The organism is Kocuria massiliensis, assembly GCF_900169715.1.
In the GTDB taxonomy this organism is placed as follows: Bacteria; Actinomycetota; Actinomycetes; order Actinomycetales; family Micrococcaceae; genus Rothia; species Rothia massiliensis.
On record NZ_LT835160.1, the window covers coordinates 153,823 to 174,330 of the forward strand.

General features: G+C 60.8%; 20 protein-coding genes. 6 read left to right on the forward strand and 14 right to left on the reverse strand.

What is annotated here, in order from left to right; translation table 11 throughout:
• Positions 1 to 4 precede the first annotated feature (4 nt).
• The gene (locus tag B9Y51_RS02210) at positions 5 to 958 is read left to right on the forward strand and encodes a glycosyltransferase family 2 protein (protein WP_085528638.1); all 954 of its coding nucleotides are present in this window, start codon (positions 5 to 7) and stop codon (positions 956 to 958) included.
• Between the two features lie 29 nt (positions 959 to 987).
• Positions 988 to 1,818, forward strand: coding sequence for a glycosyltransferase family protein (locus tag B9Y51_RS02215; protein ID WP_085528639.1), 831 nt, complete (start codon positions 988 to 990; stop codon positions 1,816 to 1,818).
• A 23-nt stretch (positions 1,819 to 1,841) separates the two neighbouring features.
• Here B9Y51_RS02215 and sufU read toward each other — a convergent pair whose 3' ends face one another.
• The 6 genes from sufU to rfbB form a co-directional block, all read right to left on the reverse strand.
• Positions 1,842 to 2,303 carry a Fe-S cluster assembly sulfur transfer protein SufU gene (gene sufU, locus B9Y51_RS02220; RefSeq protein WP_085528640.1) on the reverse strand — a complete coding sequence of 154 codons (462 nt, stop codon included), beginning with the start codon at positions 2,301 to 2,303 and terminating at the stop codon, positions 1,842 to 1,844.
• Positions 2,304 to 2,326: 23 nt separating this feature from the next.
• Positions 2,327 to 3,637: a cysteine desulfurase gene (locus B9Y51_RS02225; RefSeq protein ID WP_085528899.1), complete on the reverse strand. Its 1,311-nt coding sequence runs from the start codon at positions 3,635 to 3,637 to the stop codon at positions 2,327 to 2,329.
• Positions 3,638 to 3,690: 53 nt separating this feature from the next.
• Positions 3,691 to 4,269 carry an aminoacyl-tRNA hydrolase gene (pth, locus tag B9Y51_RS02230; protein WP_048680015.1) on the reverse strand — a complete coding sequence of 193 codons (579 nt, stop codon included), beginning with the start codon at positions 4,267 to 4,269 and terminating at the stop codon, positions 3,691 to 3,693.
• 135 nt (positions 4,270 to 4,404) lie between these two features.
• Positions 4,405 to 5,055 carry a 50S ribosomal protein L25/general stress protein Ctc gene (locus tag B9Y51_RS02235; protein WP_048679473.1) on the reverse strand — a complete coding sequence of 217 codons (651 nt, stop codon included), beginning with the start codon at positions 5,053 to 5,055 and terminating at the stop codon, positions 4,405 to 4,407.
• 155 nt (positions 5,056 to 5,210) lie between these two features.
• Positions 5,211 to 6,662, reverse strand: coding sequence for a dTDP-4-dehydrorhamnose reductase (gene rfbD, locus B9Y51_RS02240; protein ID WP_085528641.1), 1,452 nt, complete (start codon positions 6,660 to 6,662; stop codon positions 5,211 to 5,213).
• On the reverse strand, positions 6,659 to 7,657 hold the full coding sequence (gene rfbB / locus B9Y51_RS02245; RefSeq protein ID WP_085528642.1) for a dTDP-glucose 4,6-dehydratase: 999 nt from the start codon (positions 7,655 to 7,657) through the stop codon (positions 6,659 to 6,661). The genes rfbD and rfbB overlap by 4 nt, the downstream gene beginning before the upstream one ends.
• 119 nt (positions 7,658 to 7,776) lie before the next feature.
• Here rfbB and rfbA point away from each other — a divergent pair, with 119 nt between their 5' ends.
• The gene (gene rfbA / locus B9Y51_RS02250) at positions 7,777 to 8,640 is read left to right on the forward strand and encodes a glucose-1-phosphate thymidylyltransferase RfbA (protein ID WP_048680018.1); all 864 of its coding nucleotides are present in this window, start codon (positions 7,777 to 7,779) and stop codon (positions 8,638 to 8,640) included.
• Here rfbA and B9Y51_RS02255 read toward each other — a convergent pair.
• The gene (locus B9Y51_RS02255) at positions 8,637 to 9,125 is read right to left on the reverse strand and encodes a VanZ family protein (protein ID WP_158088234.1); all 489 of its coding nucleotides are present in this window, start codon (positions 9,123 to 9,125) and stop codon (positions 8,637 to 8,639) included. The two genes, rfbA and B9Y51_RS02255, sit on opposite strands and share 4 nt — an antisense overlap.
• A 194-nt stretch (positions 9,126 to 9,319) precedes the next feature.
• Here B9Y51_RS02255 and B9Y51_RS02260 point away from each other — a divergent pair, with 194 nt between their 5' ends.
• The 3 genes from B9Y51_RS02260 (at position 9,320) to B9Y51_RS02270 (ending at position 11,931) form a co-directional block, all read left to right on the forward strand.
• A complete protein-coding gene (locus tag B9Y51_RS02260) occupies positions 9,320 to 10,681 on the forward strand; it encodes a tyrosine-protein kinase domain-containing protein (RefSeq protein WP_238651140.1) in 1,362 nt (453 codons plus the stop codon).
• An 83-nt stretch (positions 10,682 to 10,764) separates the two neighbouring features.
• The gene (locus B9Y51_RS02265) at positions 10,765 to 11,634 is read left to right on the forward strand and encodes a nucleotidyltransferase family protein (protein WP_158088235.1); all 870 of its coding nucleotides are present in this window, start codon (positions 10,765 to 10,767) and stop codon (positions 11,632 to 11,634) included.
• Positions 11,635 to 11,640: 6 nt separating this feature from the next.
• Positions 11,641 to 11,931 carry a hypothetical protein gene (locus B9Y51_RS02270; RefSeq protein WP_048679492.1) on the forward strand — a complete coding sequence of 97 codons (291 nt, stop codon included), beginning with the start codon at positions 11,641 to 11,643 and terminating at the stop codon, positions 11,929 to 11,931.
• Here the strand turns inward: B9Y51_RS02270 and B9Y51_RS02275 are convergent.
• The 7 genes from B9Y51_RS02275 to B9Y51_RS02305 are packed head-to-tail and all read right to left on the reverse strand — an operon-like array spanning position 11,928 to position 20,503.
• Complete coding sequence (locus tag B9Y51_RS02275) at positions 11,928 to 13,088, reverse strand: glycosyltransferase (RefSeq protein WP_085528645.1); 1,161 nt, start codon at positions 13,086 to 13,088, stop codon at positions 11,928 to 11,930. The two genes, B9Y51_RS02270 and B9Y51_RS02275, sit on opposite strands and share 4 nt — an antisense overlap.
• A gap of 10 nt (positions 13,089 to 13,098) precedes the next feature.
• Positions 13,099 to 14,049 carry a glycosyltransferase family 2 protein gene (locus B9Y51_RS02280; protein WP_158088236.1) on the reverse strand — a complete coding sequence of 317 codons (951 nt, stop codon included), beginning with the start codon at positions 14,047 to 14,049 and terminating at the stop codon, positions 13,099 to 13,101.
• Positions 14,046 to 15,155: a glycosyltransferase family 4 protein gene (locus B9Y51_RS02285; protein WP_085528647.1), complete on the reverse strand. Its 1,110-nt coding sequence runs from the start codon at positions 15,153 to 15,155 to the stop codon at positions 14,046 to 14,048. The genes B9Y51_RS02280 and B9Y51_RS02285 overlap by 4 nt, the downstream gene beginning before the upstream one ends.
• Positions 15,152 to 16,393: an O-antigen ligase family protein gene (locus tag B9Y51_RS02290; protein WP_085528648.1), complete on the reverse strand. Its 1,242-nt coding sequence runs from the start codon at positions 16,391 to 16,393 to the stop codon at positions 15,152 to 15,154. The genes B9Y51_RS02285 and B9Y51_RS02290 overlap by 4 nt, the downstream gene beginning before the upstream one ends.
• Entirely contained in the window at positions 16,390 to 17,523 is a 1,134-nt protein-coding gene (locus B9Y51_RS02295; protein WP_085528649.1) for a glycosyltransferase family 4 protein, read from the reverse strand. The genes B9Y51_RS02290 and B9Y51_RS02295 overlap by 4 nt, the downstream gene beginning before the upstream one ends.
• Positions 17,523 to 19,766 (reverse strand): N-acetylneuraminate synthase family protein, encoded by a 2,244-nt coding sequence (locus B9Y51_RS02300; RefSeq protein WP_085528650.1) that lies wholly within the window; start codon positions 19,764 to 19,766, stop codon positions 17,523 to 17,525. The genes B9Y51_RS02295 and B9Y51_RS02300 overlap by 1 nt, the downstream gene beginning before the upstream one ends.
• A complete protein-coding gene (locus tag B9Y51_RS02305; RefSeq protein WP_085528651.1) occupies positions 19,763 to 20,503 on the reverse strand; it encodes an acylneuraminate cytidylyltransferase family protein in 741 nt (246 codons plus the stop codon). The genes B9Y51_RS02300 and B9Y51_RS02305 overlap by 4 nt, the downstream gene beginning before the upstream one ends.
• Positions 20,504 to 20,508: the final 5 nt, after the last annotated feature.

Below are 20,508 nucleotides of genomic sequence, written 5' to 3' on the forward strand. Positions count from 1 at the left end.
ACCCATGCAGAACCACCCGCAGCTTTCCGTCATCGTTCCGTGTCATAACGGCGTTTCAACCTTGCCCATGCTCCTAGAGTCCCTCGAAGATCAACACCTTTCGGTGAACGCCGAAGTTCTCCTGTGCGACAACGGCTCCACCGACGACCTTCGGGGCTTCGTCCGGCGCTGGTCTAGTTCTGTTTTCGACCTGAGGTACGTGGAGGCGAGCGCGCACCGAGGAGCGGCCTTTGCTCGAAACCGAGGGATCTCGGAGGCCCGAGCGGACAAGCTAGCTTTTTGCGACGCAGACGACGCCGTGGGCCCGGTCTGGATGCGCTCAGCGATCGACGCGCTGGACGCCGAACCGGTCGTTAACGGTTCTGCTCTCTCCGTTCCGGCGGACGTCTTCAGGAGCACGAATAGACTCGCCGAGGTCCGTGAGGCACGGTTGAGGCACGACGTCCCCGGGCACCTTCCGTTGGCAGGAATGGGAGATGTTGCCCCCGCGCTGATGGGAGGCAACTTTGCCGCTCAGAGGACGTATCTCGTCGATCTCGGAGGGTTTGACGCCAGCATGTGGCGCGGCGGCGAAGACAATGATTTGTCCTATCGCATTGCGGCAACCGGCCTGAAATTACGCGAGACCGAAGGCATGGGAATTCTCTATCGAGACCCTGCAAACCTTTCGTCCAGGCTTCTCAAGAGTTTTCAGCACGCCCGGTCGCTGGCGTTGGTCTGCGCGCGTCACGATGCGTGGTCATCGGCGCGCCCGTACGAGCGCCATCCGCTCGTGACACTCGCTCGGTGCGCTGGTTCATTCGGTAAAATGCTCCTCGGAAAAAAGCAGAAAGACCTCGCATCCGTGGCTTCTAGGGCGAGTACTGCTCTCGGTCTCCTGGACGGCCTGGTTCGTTACACGGTCTTCCGCAGAACCCCCGAGAGCCAGGTGTCCCGGGGGTTGGTCGATGAGGGTTGACCTGTCCGTCTAACCGTCAGGAGATCACCATGACACGCATCTGCCTCGTCAGCGGCGGCGACGAAATCCGGCAACGCTCGTATATCAATCACGCGATCTACGCGCGCGAACACGGCCTGGATTACCGCTTGGAATGCGGCATTGATCCGCAGATCGTTACCAAGTACGACTACAAGATGTCCATCGTCCGCCGCCTGATCCATCAGTACGACTGGCTGGTGTGGATTGACGACGACGCGTACTTCACCGATTTCGAGTCCGACACCCTTCATGAGCTGGTGGAAGAGGCAGAACGCGATGACCAGTTTCTCGTGATCGCGGAGGGCCCCCTAGAACCCAATGGGTTTTGGTCGAAAATTAATACCGGTGTCTTCTTGATCAAGAACTGCCCGGAGAGCGTCACGATGCTCGAAAGCATGTCGGGCGAACCCCTCGAAACCATCCGAGACTGGTGGGATGACGAAGCATACGGGCTTTTCACCAACGGCGACCAAGACCAAATGTGGTGGTATTTGTGCACCACGGGTCTCCTGGAGCGGACAAAAATCGTCGGTCACCGACGTCTCAATTCCCGGGGCCATTATTACGAGAATTCGCTGGACGACGCATTTGTGATGCATTTTTGTGGCTACCCCGACAAGGCCTGGGGCGCGGCCCGATTTGCGCGTCGATTTCCGGATCAGATCGGCCAAGAACTCGTGCCCAAGCATCTCTTGGACAAATATTCCGTGGCCGTGCGCGACCCCCTGGGGCCGACCCAATATTCAATCCGCGACACCAAAATCCGTTCGATCGGTGCCGTCAAGAAGCGGTTGCGTCCGCTCGTGCACGCGTGGCGAGAGCGAAAATCCACGAAGTAGCCCACGTCAGAGCGAACCGGGCGCTAACGAATGGCCGTTGTGGCCTCTCGGGAAGCTTCCTCCGCCGCGACCCACGCGAGCATGGCACATTTGACGCGAGCAACGTATTTGGAGACCCCCGCAAAGGCCGCGGCATCGCCGAGAACCTCCTCGTCGGGCTCTTCCGTACCCCGTGAGCGCAGCATCTGTCGGAAATGATCGACCATGGCGTGAAATTCTTCGAGGGTCATGCCGGGCGACATCTCTGCGAGAACCGAAGCGGCTGCCATCGAAATGGAGCACCCGTCGCCTTCCCACGTCAGGGAGTCGATGCGCTCGCCGCCGTCATCGAGATGCACACGCACGATGATGTCGTCGCCGCACGTGGGGTTGTATTGGTGGTTCTCTGCGACGTGCTGCGCTGGCTTACTCGTGAGCCCTTCCCCGGAACGCTTGCGGGAATGGTCCAGGATGATTTGCTGATACAGCTGTCCAAGATCGCTCATGGGACGAATTCTGTCTGTCGCCGTTAGAGTCCGAAGAAGCCGCGGACGCCGGCGAGTTCTTCAAGGAAACGGTCTACGTCGTCGGTCGTGTTGTACAAATATGCGCTGGCTCGGGTGGACGCGGTGATCCCCAGGGCCCGGTGGAGCGGCTGCGCGCAGTGGTGGCCGACTCGAACCGCAATCCCCCGCGAATCCAGAATCTGTCCGACGTCGTGAGGGTGGACGCCGTCGACGTCGAAAGAGACCAGGCCAGCCCGTTCCGTACCGGCAGCCGGCCCCAGCAGGCGCACCCCTTCGATGCGTGTAATGCCTTCGGCGAGCCGCTGACCGAGTGTGGCCTCCCACTGGCCGATGCGGTTCATACCAACGTTGTTCAGATACCTGACCGCCGCGGCCCAGGCGACGGCCTGAGAAACCCTTTGCGTTCCGGCCTCAAATTTCATGGGCGGTTCCATGAATTCGGCATCGTGCATTGTCACTCGGGTGATCATGGAACCACCGGTCAGGAACGGTGGCAGATCCTTCAAGAGTTCACGCCGGCCATATAAGGCACCGATGCCCGTAGGACCCAGCATCTTGTGGCCGGAGAAGGCCGCGAAGTCCACGTCGAGCTCGTGGAAATTCACCGGCAGGTGCGGGACGGACTGGCAAGCGTCCAGAACGGTCAGGGCCCCGTGCCGTCGGGCGAGGCCGACGAGGCGCGCGACGTCGGTGATGGAACCGAGCACATTCGACACGTGGGTGAAAGCCACCAGTCGAGTACGCGCACCAATCACGGTGTCGGCGGCGTCGTAGTCTAAGAGACCGTCGCTCCCCAGAGGAATGTACCGGAGTGTAGCGCCAGTTCGGGCCGCGAGCTGCTGCCACGGAATCAGGTTGGCGTGATGCTCGATTTCGGTGGTCACAATCTCGTCGCCGGGACCCAGCGCAAAGCGTCGAGCGGATTCACCGCCGAGACCCGCAGAGGCGTTCGAGAGCGAGTACGAGAGCAGGTTGAGAGCTTCGGTGGCATTGGATGTCCACACCACCTCATCGGTCTGAGCGCCGACGAAATCCGCCAGGATTTGGCGGGCATCTTCGAAGGCGTCCGTGGCTTCCACGGCCAGGCTGTGGGCGCCACGATGGACGGCAGAATTATTGCGCTCGTAGTAGGCACGCTCGGCGTCGAGCACCTGAACCGGGTTCTGGCTGGTCGCCCCGGTATCGAGGTAGACCAGCCGGTGGCCATCGACCTGGCGGTCGAGAATCGGAAAATCCTGTCGGATCCGTTCGACGGCGGCGTCGTCGAGGGGCTCTGGTACCGGTGGAACGCCCGGTGTGGTCGCATCACTCATACGCACCATCCTAAGTGCCTCGTTCTGGCGAGCCGACCCCACGGACTTACGGCTTAACGGGCGTGAAATTTCTGTTGCGTCTCCGTGAGCCCCGCCGTCATCACCATCTCGACGGCGTCGGCGGCGTCGACCAGCAACATCGGCAGTTCCTTGGATTCCGCGCTGGAGAAGCCCTTCAGCACATAATCCGCGGTGTCCATTCGGCCCGGTGGGCGGCCGACTCCTACGCGCACCCGGACGTAATCCTTGGTGGACAAGGCCTTGGAGATGTCGCGAAGCCCGTTGTGTCCACCTTCACCGCCACCCCGTTTGAGCTTGATGGTGTCGAAAGGAATATCGATTTCGTCATGCACCGCGATCACGTGCTCGGGGTCGACGCCGTAGAACTGCGCGAGCGCAGAGGTCGGGCCGCCGGAGGTATTCATGTAGCCGGTCGATTTCGCGAGAACCACCCGCGGACCACCGATGCCTAAACGCCCCTCAACCACCACGGCTCCTGCTTTGTGACGTTTGAAGGATGCGCCCATGCTGCGGGCGATCGTGTCCACCACCATCTGCCCGACGTTGTGTCGGGTGTCAGCGTACTGCGGGCCGGGATTTCCCAGCCCGATCACGAGCCACGTTTCGCTCACGGTCATGCTCCTCGTATCCGGTGCGCCGGCCTTGAGCCGGCTCTTTATTCTCTCGTGTTCGGGCTGGATCCCCTACCCAGACACGGGAAAGGCCCGTCGATCGAAACCGACGGGCCTTCCTGAAATGTCGACGAATTACTCGTCGTCGGAGGACTTTTCTTCGGAAGAATCCTCGCTGCTTTCCTCGGAGGACTCCTCGCCCTCTTCGCCTTCTTCGGTGGCCTCTTCCTCGTCGCCGAGATCCTGCTCGACCTCTTCGGAGACGTTCACGATCAGAAGCTCGGGGTCGGATGCCAACTTGACGCCCTCGGGCAGCTCAAGGTCGGAGGCGAGGACGTGCTCACCATCGTTACGGCCTTCGATGTCCACCAGGATTTCCTCGGGAACATCCAGCGCGTCGACGTCCACGAGGACGACCTGCTCCGGCTGGGTCCACAGGTTACCGGGGGCAACCTCACCCTCGACGGTGACGGGGATTTCGACCTCAACACGCTCGCCGCGGCGAACGGTCAGAAGGTCGAGGTGGTAAATCTCCGGACGAATCGCGTGACGCTGGATGTCCTTGATCATCGCCAGGTGATTCTTGCCGTCGATGTCCAAGGACAGAACGGCGTTGGGGTTACGGGCGGCCAGCATGGTCTCGTGGCCGGGAAGAACGATGTGGATCGGCTCTGCCCCGTGGCCGTAAATGACGGCGGGAATCTTGGAGTCGCGACGGATACGGCGAGCAGCGCCCTTGCCGAATTCGTGGCGCTCTTCTGCGGAGAGCTTGGTGCGGTCAGCCATGCTGAACCACCTTTCTTGTCGGAACGAACTGTTTGTGCGCCAAGTTGAAAGCTAACTGGCGCGGTTCCGTACGGGTGAGACCCGCGGTGTTCTCGCTGACCAGCCATCGTCGATCACGGAGGGGAATCCCTCCCTCGCCTTGGCATACCGCACCATTATGCGGCATCGACGGGACCGCTGACAACCTCCAGCCCGTCCAGATATTCCCGGAGTGCTTCGCGATGATCCTTCGGCGTGAATCCCGCCTTCTCGATCGCGGTGAGGTCTAACGCGGAGTTACTCGGCCGCGGTGCCCACACCGAGGTCGTCGCGAAGTATTCCGCCGTGCTGGTGGGCGACACCGACTCGGGGTCATGTCCCGTCAGCCGAAAAACCTCCCTGGCTAACTCGTGCCAGGTGATCACGGGACCCGAGTTAGACAGGTGGTAGACGCCATATTCGGCCCCGCTGGCAAGAAGGTGAAGGATCCCTTCTGCCAGCTCAGCCGCGAACGTCGGCCGCCCCTGTTGATCCGCAACCACCTTGGGGGCGACGCCGCGCTCGGCAAGTTGACGCATGATTCCGACGAAGTTCTTCCCTTCCCCGATCACCCAGCTGGTTCGGACGAGGTAGTGCCGCGGTATCGCGCGCACCGCCATTTCGCCGGCGGCCTTGGACTGGCCGTACACGGACAGTGGCGCAACGGAGTCCTCGGGCGTGTACATCTGATCCTGAGGTTTTTGCCCGTCAAAGACGTAATCGGTAGAGACATGCACCAGCGGTATCCCAGCCTCGCGGGCGACGTCGGCGAGCGCCGAAACCCCAGACGCATTGACCTTCCATGCTTGGGCGCGCCCGTCGGGAGTTTCTGCGGCATCCACGGCCGTCATTGCCGAGGCATTGATAATCCCTCGGTACCCCCGCCACCGGTAAGACTCTTTCCACGATTCAGGATCGCTGAGATCCAGCTCCCGCCGATCCGGCGCATGGAAAGGAATTCCTCGTTCCTTCAAGAGGTGAGTCAGCGCCCGACCCAATTGCCCACCCGAGCCCACCACCAAATATGGTGCCGGAGCGATCGGAGCGACGTCGGCGAGACGAGGATGGTGGCGGTCTTTATCCGACAGCTCGCACTCGTCCAGGGGGATGGGCCAGTTGATGTCCACGGCCTCGTCGGCAAGATTGAGGAAAGAATATTCCGACTGCACCTCCGGTGACCAATGGTCGTTGACCAGGTACGTATAGGCGGTGTTCTCTTCCAGGGTTTGGAAAGCGTTCCCTACCCCCCGCGGAACAAATACCGCACGGGACGGGGATAATTCGATCGTCACCGAGGCGCCGAAACTTTCTCCTTGGCGCAGGTCCACCCACGCCCCAAAGATCGATCCGGTTGCCACCGAGACGAACTTGTCCCACGGTTCGGCGTGGATTCCGCGAGTTGTGCCGCGTCGGCCGTTGAACGAAATGTTGTTCTGGACCGGCCCAAAATCTGGAAGTCCGGCGGCCAGCATCTTCTCGCGTTGCCAGTTTTCCTTGAACCAACCGCGGTTGTCCCCATGCACCGGAAGGTCCACCACCACGAGGCCGGGAATTGACGTCGTCGTGATGGTCAATTCTTTCGAGCTCATTGGCCGGCCTCCGCGTAACGCGTCTCGACGGCAGCTTTCTGCGCTTCCCACCAGTGCCGGTTTTCTTGATACCACTCGATGGTGGCCGTGAGGCCAGACTCGAAGTCCTGATGTTGAGGTTCCCATCCGAGCTCTTCGCGGAGTCGACTCGAGTCGATCGCGTATCGCAGGTCGTGTCCGGGCCGGTCCCGCACATGGTCGAATTCGTCGTCCGGCCGTCCCATTAAACGCAGAATGCTTCGCAATACCGTGATGTTGTCCCGCTCGCCGTCCGCGCCAATGAGGTAGGTTTGCCCGCGCGCCCCACGATCGAGAATCAGCTCGACGGCGGCGGAATGGTCCGCGACGTGAATCCAATCCCTCACGTTGCGTCCCTCTCCGTAGAGCTTGGGGCGACGCCCCGTGAGGACGTTGGTGATCTGACGAGGAATGAACTTTTCGATGTGCTGGTACGGACCATAATTATTGGAGCAGTTGCTCAGGGTCGCGTCGATCCCGAAGGAGCGCACCCAGGCTCGCACCAACAAGTCGGATCCGGCCTTCGTGGACGAATAGGGTGACGAAGGGTTGTACGGCGTGGATTCCGTGAATTTCGCGGGGTCGTCATACTCGAGGTCACCAAAAACCTCGTCCGTCGAGATGTGGTGAAACCGGACCGAATGCCGCCGCACCGCTTCGAGCAAAGTGTAGGTGCCGACGAGATTAGTTCGCACAAACGGCGATGGGTCGGCCAACGAATTGTCGTTATGAGTTTCCGCGGCAAAATGCACGACGGCGTCGGAGGACTGCACAAGATCATCCACCAAGCTCGCATCCGCGATGTCCCCCTGGACCAGCTCGACTCGCTCCCCCGGCAACACGTCCAACGACGAGGCGCTCGCTGCGTACGTCATCTTGTCCAGAACCACGACCCGATGATCCGAATGTTCGACCAGATGATGGACGAAATTCGAGCCGATAAACCCGGCTCCCCCAGTAACCAGAATTGTTCCCATGCAGACGATTCTAGGTCAGCTCTCCCCCGCTGTTCTGCCGAACGGGTTATATTGTGGACGATCAATGGGGTCTCTTGGGGGACGAGACCCATTCTGCAGTTCGCGACGAAAGGACGCCGTTGAAGGGCATCATTCTGGCTGGGGGCACGGGAAGCCGACTGCACCCGATCACGCTGGGCATCAGCAAACAACTCACACCGGTATACGACAAGCCGATGATCTACTACCCGCTGTCAACGCTCCTTCTCGCGGGCCTCGACGACATCCTGATCATCACCACCCCCGACGACGCCGCGCAGTTCCGTCGCCTCTTGGGAGACGGCAGCCGATTCGGCATCCACCTCAGTTACGCAGTGCAGGACTCTCCCGATGGGCTGGCCCAAGCATTCATCATCGGCGAGGAACATATCGGTGATGATTCCGTAGCCCTCATTCTCGGAGACAACATCTTCTACGGCCCGGGGCTTGGAACTCAATTGCGTAAATACTCAGATGTTAAGGGTGCGACGGTCTTTGGCTACAGGGTCGCGGACCCTACGGCCTACGGGGTCGTCGAATTCGATGAACAGTGCCGCGCTGTATCCATTGAAGAGAAGCCCAAACTACCCAGGAGTAACTATGCGATTCCCGGGTTGTACTTCTACGACAATCGTGTCGTCCAGATGTCACGGGAATTGACTCCATCGGCTCGTGGAGAACTCGAGATTACCGACCTCAATAATCGGTATCTCGAGTCCGGGGAGCTTCAGGTCGAAATCCTGCCCCGGGGAACCGCCTGGCTGGACACCGGAACCTTCGACTCCCTGGCCGACGCCGCGGCATATGTCCGCACCGTCCAGGCCCGCCAGGGACTTTCCATCGGCTGCCCCGAAGAAATTGCCTGGAGAATGGGATTCCTCGATGACGACGGATTGCGCAAGAGTGCACAAACACTTCTCAAGAGCGGATACGGAAAGTATCTCTTGGATCTATTAGATAACTAACTATTTTTCGACCATCTACGGCACAAAAAACGGAGAATTGCGGCGCCCAATAGCGATCCTACAATTCCTCCGATGGTGTTAAAGACGGCGTCGGTTATATCGAATTTTCGTGCGCTCAAGAAAAGCAACTGAGTGAGCTCGATGGACATGGCTCCCAGCGCCGAGAGTACCCACCACACCCAAATCCGGAGCCTCGGGGCGACGAGTACGAAGCATGCTGCCAAGGGAACGAAGACCAAGGCATTCATGGTCTGCTCCACATCTTCGGGAGAAATATGACTTCGAAGCCACGGCGTGGGCGTCGCCATGAGCCAGATCTGAATCAAGATGTTGCGGATTTGCCCGCCGTTAGGCCAAAGGAAGCACGCGGCGGCAATCGCGAGCAGGACGGCCAGCACCCCACCGACGACTCGCCGCAACCTAGCGAGCCGACGGGTGTGGCGAAGATCCCTCGGAGCTTCCCCGAAGAACAAGTTTGAGGGCACGGGAATTCCTTCGATGATGTTAGATTGAACTTTGTCCGTGAACGAGCTGAGATCGTCTTTCTCGACGGCCTCATCACGTTTGTAGCAGAACCGCCGCACAATAATCCCTGACAGGGCAGATGGGGCTACCCTCGAGGAACTCAATGACATTACTGGATTTTATTAGGCTTACTAGGGCAAACATAATTTTGCTCGTGGTTGGAATCTTAGTTGGCGCGCTGGTCGGGTACGGGACAACCCTGATCCAGCCCAAGACCTACGCCGCGACCTCCTCGGGGTATGTCACCCTGGGCAAGTCCGAAGATCCCACCACCGGCAGTGCCGGGGAAATTCTTTCTGGCGACGCCGCCGCCCAGTCCAAGGCCAAGGCTTATCTTCCGCTGATCACCAGCGCTCCCGTGGCACAAAAAATCGCTTCCTCGTCGAAAACGAGCCTCGATGCTGCCGCGATCCCCTCTCACCTCGAGCCTTCCGTGGAGGACGGTTCGACGCTGATCCGAGTTCGAGCGACCGCCAGTTCCCCTGAGGACGCCGTGGCATTGGCGAATGCCTCACTCAAGGCAACCGCCGACACCGTCAACGAGATCGATGGTTCACGGTCTGTTCGAGTGATCCCGCTGGATGATGCCCAAAAGCCCGGTTCCCCCGTGGGTCCGAACGTCAAGAAATACGTCTTATTTGGCGCCGCGGCCGGCCTGATCATTGTCTATTTGGTCGTCTTCATCCGTCGTTTCATGGATGTGCGAGTCCGCACCACGAAGGACATGGAAGAATCCACCGGCCTTGGAGTCCTTGGAGTTTTGCCCAAGACCAATGCCCTCGATCAGAACAGCTTCTTGGAAGACGCCGCTGACCATCAATCCGCGGAATCTCTCCGTCAGCTGCGCACGAATCTGCGCTTCGTTAGTGTCGACCAGCCGCCGCGTTCGATCATCGTGACTAGCCCCAACCCTGGTGAAGGCAAGTCAACGGTCACGTCATCCTTGGCGCACGCCTTTGCCAAGGCCGGCCAGCCCACGGTCCTGATCGATGCCGATCTGCGCCGCCCGACGATCGCCAAGATTTTCGGTATCGATAGCGGCGTCGGTCTCTCGCAGGTTCTCTCAGGCCAGGTCGGCATCGAGGAGGCCATCCAGCGGTTCCACGAGAGCGAGCTTTACGTCGTGCCCGCCGGACGCATCCCACCGAATCCCTCCGAGTTGCTCGGCTCTGCCAAGATGCGCAAGCTCATCGAAGAACTCGCTCGGGAGTACCTGGTGCTCATCGACGCCCCGCCGTTGTTGCCCGTGACCGATGGGTCTTTGCTCTCCACGAGTGTTGACGGTGCCATCTTGGTTACCAAGGTGGGGTCCACCCGGAGGGACCAGGCAGAAGGCGCGAAGGCCATGATCGACAAGGTCCAGGGCAACGTCTTGGGCGCCGTCATGAACATGGCCCCGGCCAAGGGCATCGGCTCGCAGTATTACGGCTTCGGCTACGGCGGCTACCGTTCGGAGTACAAGTCGTACTACGGCCGCTCGGGCCAGGGCTCCGAGTCGGCGGGTACCAAAAAATAGTCATCTAAGGATTGCCGCCACCGAACATCGGGGGCGGCAATCCTTCTCCGCAAGGCCACCTGGGCATCGGTGAGGAGGATTCCGTGGACGCATACGAGGTGGGCGATCGGATCAAGCTGGGCCATGCCGCCCTGCAATCTCTCGCCGATCAGGCCGAAGTGGACCTGATCCACATCAAGGGGTATGCCACCGAAGATGGTTTGTACCCGCCGCTGCGCACCAGCAGCGACGCCGACGTCCTAGTTCGCCCCAGACACGTGGCACGTTTCGTCGAGGCCATCAGAAACAGAGGCTGGGAAGAAGTGGCCAGCTTCGAATCTGGGTCCGCATTTCATCATGCCGCCACGTACCGACACGACTGGTGGGGTCCGGTAGACGTGCATCGTCTCTTCCCGGGATTGCAAGAGGACCCAGATACCGCCTTTGAACGGCTCTGGGAAGATCGCCAAACGGCTCAGATCGCCCATTTCCCGTGTACCGTCTTGAGCCACCTCGATCAGGTACTTTTCGTCCTATTGCACACGGTCCGCGATGGCTCCCGCGGAAACCACGATTCGGCGCATCTCCACAAGATCCTCTCCGAAAAAGACTTCGAACGGCTCTCCCAACGAGCCAAGGAGCTTCGCGCCGAGGTCGGATTCGCCGCCTGGCGCGGCACACTTGATGAATACCGTGGCCACCCCGACTACCTCCTGTGGAAGTACATGATGGACGGCGGATCGCGCCTCACCGAATGGCGAGCTCGCCTGGCCGCCGAAAGAACTCTCCGAGGCAAAGCAACCACTCTCGGCCGCGCTTTCCTGGTCAACACGGATCATCTGGCCATGAAGTTGGGGCACGCTCCCACTCGTGGAGAAATCACCAAACAATGGTTTGTCCGGCTCGGTCTGGGGACCCGCGATGTCACCCGGGGCGCCCTACAGCGCATCATGCCGACGTCTCGAAGGGGATAAAAGTTCATGCGAATTGCCGACGACGTCGCTTGGGTCCGCTCCAGCTCCGAGGCCAGGGACTATTGCCTCGTCGCGAAGGTCCCCTCCCAGATGCCCTTAGAGCTCAAGGGCTCGGCCATCTACCTGTGGGAGTGCTGGGCCGCAGGAATGGACTTCGAGGAGTCCGTGACGGTTCTTGCCGAGATGTTCTCGGAAGATCCCCAGACGGTGCGCGCCCAGGCGAGCCAGACGTATCAGCACTTGCTGGACCACGGTCTGCTCGTCGAGGACCCCGCTGGAGATTGCGCAGCGGACTAGCTCACATGCTCGTCGAGGTAGGCCTTGATCTCGCGTTCAAAACGGGCGTAGCCAAAAGTTTCCGCGTGGTCACGGATCGCCTGGGGATCAAACTGGCCCCCGTCAAAGGACTCTAGGGCTTCCCGGATGTCCGCGGGCCAGGGCTTCTCGATGTACACCCCGGTTTCCCCCGGGCGAATGGTGTCCAAGAATCCTCCGGCATGCAGCGCGATGGTCGGCTTGCCAAAGGCCGCGCCCTCCAACGGGGTAATGCCGAAATCTTCGTAGGAAACCGCGAGAACGGCCGCACAATGTGCGTAGGCCCATCGCATCTGGGATTCAGCCAACCCGCCGACTAGCCGCACGTTGTCGGGAAGGTTCTGCCTCAGCTCCTTTTCCATCGGCCCCGCCCCGATCACGAGGAGACGGTGAGACGTCCCACTCACGGCGTCGATGGCGTGCTGAATGTTCTTATAGGGAAGCAACCGAGAGACGATGAGAAAGAAGTCTCCGTTCTCCCACTCAACCCCTGGAATTCGCTCTTGGTCGGCGTCGCGGTCCACGCTGTGTGGCGGGAAGATCGTGGGAGCCTCGAATCCATACACGGAGGCGATGCGGCGCTGAACGACCGTCGAATTGGCAATGTACGGCTGATGGCGTTGACGCGCGGACCAGCGGTCCCAACGCGTGAGGCTGGGCCGCAGCGCCGCGAGTACCTTCGCCGTCAGCCCGCCTTCGGCCTTGTCGCCAAGGTACTGGTCGCTGAGGTACAGCCACCGTGCCGGGCTGTGGCAGTAGACCACGCTGCGGCCCGTGGCCTGAAATCCGTGGGCCCACCCCGTGCTGGAAACGATGGTCAATGGTGCCGGGACCCGAAGGAGTCCGGCGGCCAAGGGCAGCAGCGGCAGGGCCAAGCGATGCCGGCGTCGCAAGAAGGCAACCTTATTGAGAGGAGACGTGATGATGTGAGCGTCACGGAATTCCGGGAACGTCGTCTCTGGGTCATACAAGGTCGTATAAATGGGGGCTTCGGGGAAGGCACGGTGCAAAGCGAGCACGACTCGTTCGGCACCGCCGCGCTGCGTCAGGTAGTCGTGGGCAATCGCGATCGGCACATGCGGCCGGGGCGACGAATGACGTCGCAACGCCCGTCCGAGCCTGGTCAGGGTCACGTACATGGCTGGCTCCTCAGAAGGTCGTGCGGGCTCGGGCCGGGTGGCGGATTCCGGAGAGTCCTGCGGCTTCGACGCACAGCGCTACGAGCTTGCGGCCCATCGTTGCGGGAAGCACCGGAAGTAACCGATCGACGGCGCAAGATACGGCTCGGGCAACGGGTTCGGTCATGACGGTGGCCAGCGAACGGACCGCCCAGCCCCAGGGCCCTCCGGGCTTATGGGGCGGGCCGAGGGCTTCGCCGCCGTGGGTGAGCACGAAGATTTCGCGTGCGGCACCGGAGTGAAGGGATCGCAGAGTGCGCCCCTCAGCGGTGAGGGCGGGTCCGTGGTGTTTTGCCGTCAGCGACGGGTCGATGCGAACCGACATTCCGGAGGCCGCTAACCGGTAGCCCATGTCGACGTCTTCCCAGCCGTAACGACGATAGGCCTCGTCGTAGCCGCCGACACGTTGATAGGCCGCGCGAGTGGCCGAACAGTTGGCCGCCCAAAATTTCCAGTGCGTATCGGGGGAACTCCGACGGGCCTCGGCGATGAACGCATCATTGGCCGGGCGGCCGTATGCCTGGGCGTAGGCCCCATCCGGAAATACATTGGTGGTCAGCCCCACCACAGCGGATAAGTCTCGTCCTCGATGAGCGTGAATGTGGCGGTCCACAAAGTCGGGGCGCGGTTCGAGGTCGTCGTCGCAACGGATGATGACGCGACCGCGAGCCATCTCGATTCCTTGGTTGAGTGCTCGAGATCGCCCCTGGTTCTCCTCGAAGCGGTGCACTCGAAGCGTCTCGAATCCATCCGCCTGGTATTGCTGGACCAGCGTCAGGGTGTCGTCAATGTCTCCGTCGATCACCACGATGACTTCGAAGTCCGACCGCGTTTGATTCCGCAGGGCATCGAGGGGAAAGTGCAGGCGCGCGCGTCCACCGCGGGTCGGGATGACGACGGATGCGGCTGGTTCTGCGGTCACGGACGATTCCTTTCGGCACGAGAAGTGAAGGGAAGGTGCAGACGATCCGCCAGTTCTCGAGTGCGGACCGCACCGGCCCCGGGCGATAAGCGCTCCGCCCAACGCTCGTAGGACATGCGAGTCGCATGGGAGAGGCGGAGCGGGTCTTCCGTCATGACGTGATGGAGATTTTCCAGGGTGTGCGCCAGGGCTTCACTATCTCCGGCGGGATAGACCCACTCATGGTGAGTCCCGACGACGTCAGGTAATCCGCCGTCATCGCTGACCACCAAGGGCATGCGAGCGCTCATGGCTTCGGCCGCCACCAAGCCGAAGACCTCTCCCCACTCCGACGGAACGCACAAGACATCGATCGTCGGATAGAAATCCCGCGGGGCAATGAATCCGTGGCGTACCACGGTGCCCTCCGGTAAGTCGTCCAGGGCTTGCTCCACTCGGCGTGATTCCTCGTCGCTCACGTGTGCCGAACCGCCGCTGAGATGCAGCTCGACGGCCAACCCGTTCTCTTGCACTCGTCGAACCGCGGCGGCCAGTGTGACCACGCCTTTCAACGTCGAGATCCGGCCCATAAACCCAATTCTGAGGGTGGGATTGTTCGTGGGACCCGCGGATCGCGGCGTCGCCTCGACGCGTGGGACCCAGTTCGGAAAGGCCTGGAACCCGGTGACTTCTTGCGCCGCAAAGTGTGAAGGAACCAGTCGCGCTCGAGCACCGAAGGAGGCCACTCGTGCCAGCAGGCGGTGGAAACCCACGGGGATTTGATGCAGGTGGACGATGCGTCGCGGGTGCAAACTCATGGCAAAGGATGGAACGAGCCCGTTGCACCAGACCCAGTCACGGCGGTGGCGAAGGCCAAAGAGCGTCAACTTGAGCAGGTAGTCCCGGCGGCTAGACGCAGCCAGCTCGACGACGTCGAACCCTTCGGCCCGCGCACGGGCCACAGTGTCTCCTGGAGAGCTCGGGCCAACGATCGTCGCTTCCCGACCCGAATCACGCAGAGCGTGCGCGATCGAGAACATCATGTTCTCGCCGCCAGAGATATCGCCGTTATTGGTGGCGATGTAGATGCGTCGTGTTCCTTTCGCGGATGCTCTTGAAGTCTTCACTTTCGCCCCAGGCCCGTCGCTGTTCCGGACGATGTGCGTATGTTCAACAGTCCCGGAGCTTGAGTACCCGCTGCTTCGTCTTCATGGCGTGCAGCACGAATTCCGGCGGCCATCACGAAGGCCCAGGACGTGGTCAAAAAGACGTCGCCGAGCTTCCACGCACAGATGAGGACGGCAAGGGCTCCCGCTTGGACGATCACACGTTCCGTGGTGGTGGCTCCTGAGCGTAGAAGGCGCCCTCCCACGAACACCGTGAATCCCACAACAGCGATCAGGAGGACGAAACCTCCCTCGATCTGGAGTTGCCAATATCCGTTATGGAAATACCAGGTGTGTTCCTCCATGACAACGGTGGCTTGGCTCAAACCTCGGCCGTACCACGGCGAATCCTGAAGCTTGGCGAAGGAAGCGGCATCAATGCGGTCGCGAAGAGCATCGGTACCGGTCCGGTCCGAAAAGACGCCGATACGGGCGAAGTTCTTTTCGACGTTATCCACGAGCCACATGATCACGAGGGCACCAATGACCTTAAACGGTAACGACACCCTGCGAGAGAAGAGCATCCACAAGACCGCGACGGCGTAGGCGGCTAGCGAGGTTCTAGATCCCGTCAGCCACAGGGGTACCCCCAGCCCCACGAAAATGGCGACCCCGACGCGCCGATGCTCGTATGCAATCAACGCCAGCACGGCTCCCACCGCGTAGTTGAGACCGGCCTGGTTCTTGTCTCCGAAAATTCCCGTGAGGTATCCGCCGTACGTGTTCGACGTCAATCCCAGATAAAACAACAGAACGTTGATCACCAACATCGCGATGAACCCGCGAATCACGGACCGGAAGTGGAGCCGGCCCGAGGCGAGGACCAGCGCGAAGATCACGACGCTACCCACTCGGAATATTCGTCGAGTCCATTCTCCTGTGGTGGCGTACCCCGCCACCATCGAAACCACCACGGCGAACCCGAGTCCGAGGGACAACACCACGAGCCACCAACGGACATCGGAGGAGAACGTGTATCGGGGGCGGCGCAAGAAGGCCACGCCCACCCCAAGGAGGACGGCTACATACGTGATGGGGAGCTGACCCGGCAGGCCAGGAGCCGAGGTGCCCACGAAGGCAGCCATGCACCCGATCATGAACTCGAGCAAGCGCAACGATCCGGCTTCGGACACGACCGTCTCACGGGCCCGCGTCAACAGGCTCCGTGACGTCGGATCGAGTTCCTTGCGAACGGTCATACTCCACTTCCCCCACAGCGTTCACGATGCTGATCGCTCGAATAGGCGTCGGCTATGGCGGCCGTCATTTCATCGATGGTCGTGAGATCCCCCGATTCAACGGCGCCAGCAGATAACGCCGCCTCCATATCACGTGCCAATCCGTGAAGACTCATCTTACCGTGCAGTAACCTTTCGCGCGGCAGAATTTCGGCATTTCCTCCGACATCATTCGCCACCACCGAAACCCGTGCCGCGACGGCGTCAAGCAACGTATAGGAGTAGTTCTCCCAGGCCGAGATTTGCACCAAAACATCAGCCTCCGCCATCGCTTCCACGGGATCCATGAACCCGGCGAATTCCACGGAGTCTTCCAACCGTAGCCCCCGTACGAGGCCGCGAAGGGAATCCCGGAGCGGCCCGTCTCCGGCGATGACTAGGCGTGCGTCGCGTCGCTGCTTTTGAACCAGTGCAAAGGCGCGGATGACGTCGTCAAGGCGCTTTTCCTCGGCAAGTCTCGATAAAGTGAGGAAAGTAGGCCTCGGGTCAGGGAGCTTGCTCGTCCGGCGTTCCTCCACTTGCTGGCGAATCCGGCCGGCGTCTACTCCGTTCCGAATGACTCGGACCCTCGTTGCTCGCCACTTGGAGATCATCACACGACGAGTCGACTCGCATACCGCGATCTTTCGGTCTGTCACGCGCAAACGGGCGCCGTGAAGCAAGCGCATCATCAAGCCCCTCCAACGCCGAGATTGATAGGTCGAGTCCTCCGGCGCAATGCCGTGTTCCGTGGTCGCCAGCAGCGGTGTGGGGTATCCACCGGCGAGAAAAGCTCGAACCTTGAGGTAACCCACCACCGACGCCGCAACCACGTCGGCGAAAGCCAAGTGGGAATGCACGAGATCCGGGGACAATTCCGCGATCGTCGAGCGGAGCGTCCTCACCGATCTCACGTAACCGTGCCCCGTTCCGAAAGGCCCTGTGAGCACACGAACGCCGCGTTCCCGTAGCCGGTCCGCGAGCGTTCCCGCCGGGCACAGGACCACGACTTCCCATCCCGGGATTCCTCGTTCGGTTACGTCCAAGACGTGCCGGGCAACCCCTCCAATTTCCGGTACGGGCACCAACCAGAGTGCACGGGAACGGCTCATCAGATCCACTTCTCCAAACGCTCCAATGCGGTGAAGAAACCCTCCCCGTTATTGACGTGTCCCTGCCAGATTTCGGGGATGAATGAGGCCTTCGGTGCCAGACGCCGGAGTTGTGCTCCGAGTGCCGCCCAGTCGACGTCGCCCTCGCCTACCTGCACGCCTTCACCATCGACTCCAGTGCCGTCCACGAGGTGCAAGTGAATGGATTCCGGAGCGAGCAATTCCACGGCTTCGGAGAGAGGCAGACCCAGGAAGTTCGCGGCCAAGACGGTGTGGCTGATATCCAGGCACAGGGCTGTCCCGGTCGCGCGTGCGAATTCGGCCGTGTCCTGGGGATCCAAGAAGAGATTGTGGAACTGTTGGCCTCCCATGAGCCACGGGAACGGCGGCAAGGTCTGCGCGGCAAGGCGCACTCCCGAAGTATCCAGCCGTTTCAAGGCTTCCGCGATGCGCTCATACTTGACCGCCCGCTCACTCGCGGAAATATGGCCGTCCTTAGTGAAGCCACCCATCGTGACGACCATGATCGGGTCGTCGTCCACGGTAAAGTACTGGGTCAAGCTCCTGGTGATGTCGATGGTGCGCTGAACCTCGGCGATCGAGCGTTCCCAATGCTCGGCCTCAGGAGAGGCGAGATCAACGAGGAAGTCCCCCGAGAATAGGTCGGGCAAATGCGTCGTAAAAGACACATCGAGCTTGTGGTCGAAGACGTCCTCAACGTTGATCTCCAGATCCTTATAGGAAAAATGGAATTCCAAAAAGTCCGGGGTCGAGTGCTCGATCAGCCCGCGGAAGTCGTGATACCGAACCGGCAGGCCCCACGGCCGGTCAAAGCTGAAACCACCGCGTCGAATTGCGGCGTCTTTGAGGTCGCCTTCGTAGAAGAAGTCCCCTTGCGCGACCGAGCGATGAAGCGTGCGGCCGATCAGGGCGTTCAGAGCATTCGGTTGCAATCCTCGCCCCGGGGACTTCACCGTGACATCCTCGGCGGTGACGACGTCGCCCACCGACAAATCTCTCGTGGCCACCAGAGATTTCGCCAAGTTCACGCGATTCATGTGCTCGCCCGTGGACACTGCCCGGGGCCCCGCCGAGCCGATGGAGGCTTCGACGTCGCGAATGTTTCGGACCATGGCCGCGAATTCTTCGGGCAGGAGCGATACTTGGTGGTCGTTACCTTCCAAGGATTTGTCCACCGTGAAGTGCTTTTCGATAATTTTGGCCCCGCGAGCGACTGCGGCAACGGCCACATGGTAGCCACGCTCATGCCCTGAATAACCAACCAGGCACTGGCCAAGTTCTGCCAGTCGGTCCATGTATGCGAGGTTGACGTCCTTGTACGGCGCCGGATAGGTGGATTGGCACTGCAGGAGAGCAAAGCTCGCTCCGGTCTGCCGCAAGAGTTCCACGGAACCCAAGATTTCGTCTTCCCGAGACATTCCGGTCGAAACCAGCAGCGGCACGCCCCGCCGGCCCATCTCGCGTAGCAATTCGTGGTTGGTCAAGTCTGCCGAGGCGACCTTAAGCCCCGGAATCCCGTATTCCACCAGCGCGTCCAGAGAGGGAACGTCCCACGGGGTGCACAGCACATCGATATCGCGCTGTTTACAGTGGTCGAAGACGTCGTACATTTGCTCGACGGACAGGGAGAACTTCGACAGCAGGTCCAGCGTGTATTGCGCGCCCAGGTCCTCGCCAGCTGATTTGCCCCCGGACTGACGGTAGAGAGCGTCCATATCCCGTAGCTGGAATTTTACGGCGTCGGCCCCCGAATCCACGGCGAGATCGACGAGTCGTTTGGCGAGGGCCGGATCGCCCTGGTGGTTATTGCCGATCTCGGCTATGACGAACGCCGGGTGATCCTTACTGATCGTGTGACGTCCGATTTTCAATGAATCTGAGGAGTCTTGGGCAATCCCGATCAGATGACCGCGCTCGTCGATGAGCGGTAGATGCTCGATTCCGTGACCGAAGAGTCCCCTCAATTCGGCCGGTTCGCTCGTGTGGGAACACGTGCGCGGTTGCCGATTGGCCACCTGCAGGCACGCCGTGGTGAGGTCTGCGTCGGGATGAGCCAGGAGCCATCGGCGGAAATCTCCGTCGGTCAGGGAACCCTCGAGGATTCCCGAAGCATCCACACAAAAAACGATTCGGTGACCATTGGCCGAAATCTTTTGCAGGGCGGTGAGCACCGAATCTTCCGAAAACACCACATAGGGAGTGACATTGCGCTCGATAATCACTGGTTGAATCCTTCGCTGGAGTGATCTGGGTAGGTTTCTCGAAGCTGTGCTTCCGCGACGGCGAAATCGATGGGCGTATCGATATCCACTCCCTCGATTTCATCCATGATGAACAGTTCGATCATTCCGCCGAGGCGGTTATGGAGCCGGTCATATATCCCGGCAGAGGTGACGTAGAGGGAGCCGTTTTCCCGGTAGCGGTAGGTCTCGCGGGTCAGCTCTTGACGGCGCGGCCGATTCATCACGTCGTATTCCGCTCGCGGGGTTTCTCCGGCCGCCCAAATAAAAGGCCCCTGCGGTATGACGCCGACCATCGAGTCTGCCTCGCTGGCAAGGAAATCGCGGACCGCCCGCGCAATGGTGCCGGGCAATCGCAATGGCGACGTTGCTTGCAGCAACACCACGGCATCGGGGTCGAATCCACGGTCGCGATATTCCGCCATGGCATGTTCAATGACGGGCTCTGTTGCGGTGGTGTCTTCCGCGAGTTCGGCCGGACGCATGAAAGGAACTTCGGCCCCGGCCTCCCTCGCGACCTTGGCGAGTTCCTGATCATCCGTTGAAACGACGACGCGGAAATCGACCTCGCCGTGTACATCGCGCTGCGCTTGAAGCGCCTGCATCACGGTCCATTCCACCAGTGGCCGGCCCGCAATCGGCAGCAGATTCTTGCGAGGTATGCCTTTGGAGCCGCCCCTCACGGGGATAACACACAGGATGTTCTTCGTGGAGTCCATCACTT

Coding starts and splice junctions, on each gene's coding strand:
- B9Y51_RS02210 (WP_085528638.1), top strand. CDS start 5: ATGCAGAACCACCCGCAGCTTTCCGTCATCGTTCCGTGTCATAACGGC.
- B9Y51_RS02215 (WP_085528639.1), top strand. CDS start 988: ATGACACGCATCTGCCTCGTCAGCGGCGGCGACGAAATCCGGCAACGC.
- sufU (WP_085528640.1), bottom strand. CDS start 2,303: ATGAGCGATCTTGGACAGCTGTATCAGCAAATCATCCTGGACCATTCC.
- B9Y51_RS02225 (WP_085528899.1), bottom strand. CDS start 3,637: ATGAGTGATGCGACCACACCGGGCGTTCCACCGGTACCAGAGCCCCTC.
- B9Y51_RS02235 (WP_048679473.1), bottom strand. CDS start 5,055: ATGGCTGACCGCACCAAGCTCTCCGCAGAAGAGCGCCACGAATTCGGC.
- rfbD (WP_085528641.1), bottom strand. CDS start 6,662: ATGAGCTCGAAAGAATTGACCATCACGACGACGTCAATTCCCGGCCTC.
- rfbB (WP_085528642.1), bottom strand. CDS start 7,657: ATGGGAACAATTCTGGTTACTGGGGGAGCCGGGTTTATCGGCTCGAAT.
- B9Y51_RS02270 (WP_048679492.1), top strand. CDS start 11,641: ATGCGAATTGCCGACGACGTCGCTTGGGTCCGCTCCAGCTCCGAGGCC.
- B9Y51_RS02275 (WP_085528645.1), bottom strand. CDS start 13,088: ATGTACGTGACCCTGACCAGGCTCGGACGGGCGTTGCGACGTCATTCG.
- B9Y51_RS02290 (WP_085528648.1), bottom strand. CDS start 16,393: ATGACCGTTCGCAAGGAACTCGATCCGACGTCACGGAGCCTGTTGACG.
- B9Y51_RS02295 (WP_085528649.1), bottom strand. CDS start 17,523: ATGAGCCGTTCCCGTGCACTCTGGTTGGTGCCCGTACCGGAAATTGGA.
- B9Y51_RS02305 (WP_085528651.1), bottom strand. CDS start 20,503: ATGGACTCCACGAAGAACATCCTGTGTGTTATCCCCGTGAGGGGCGGC.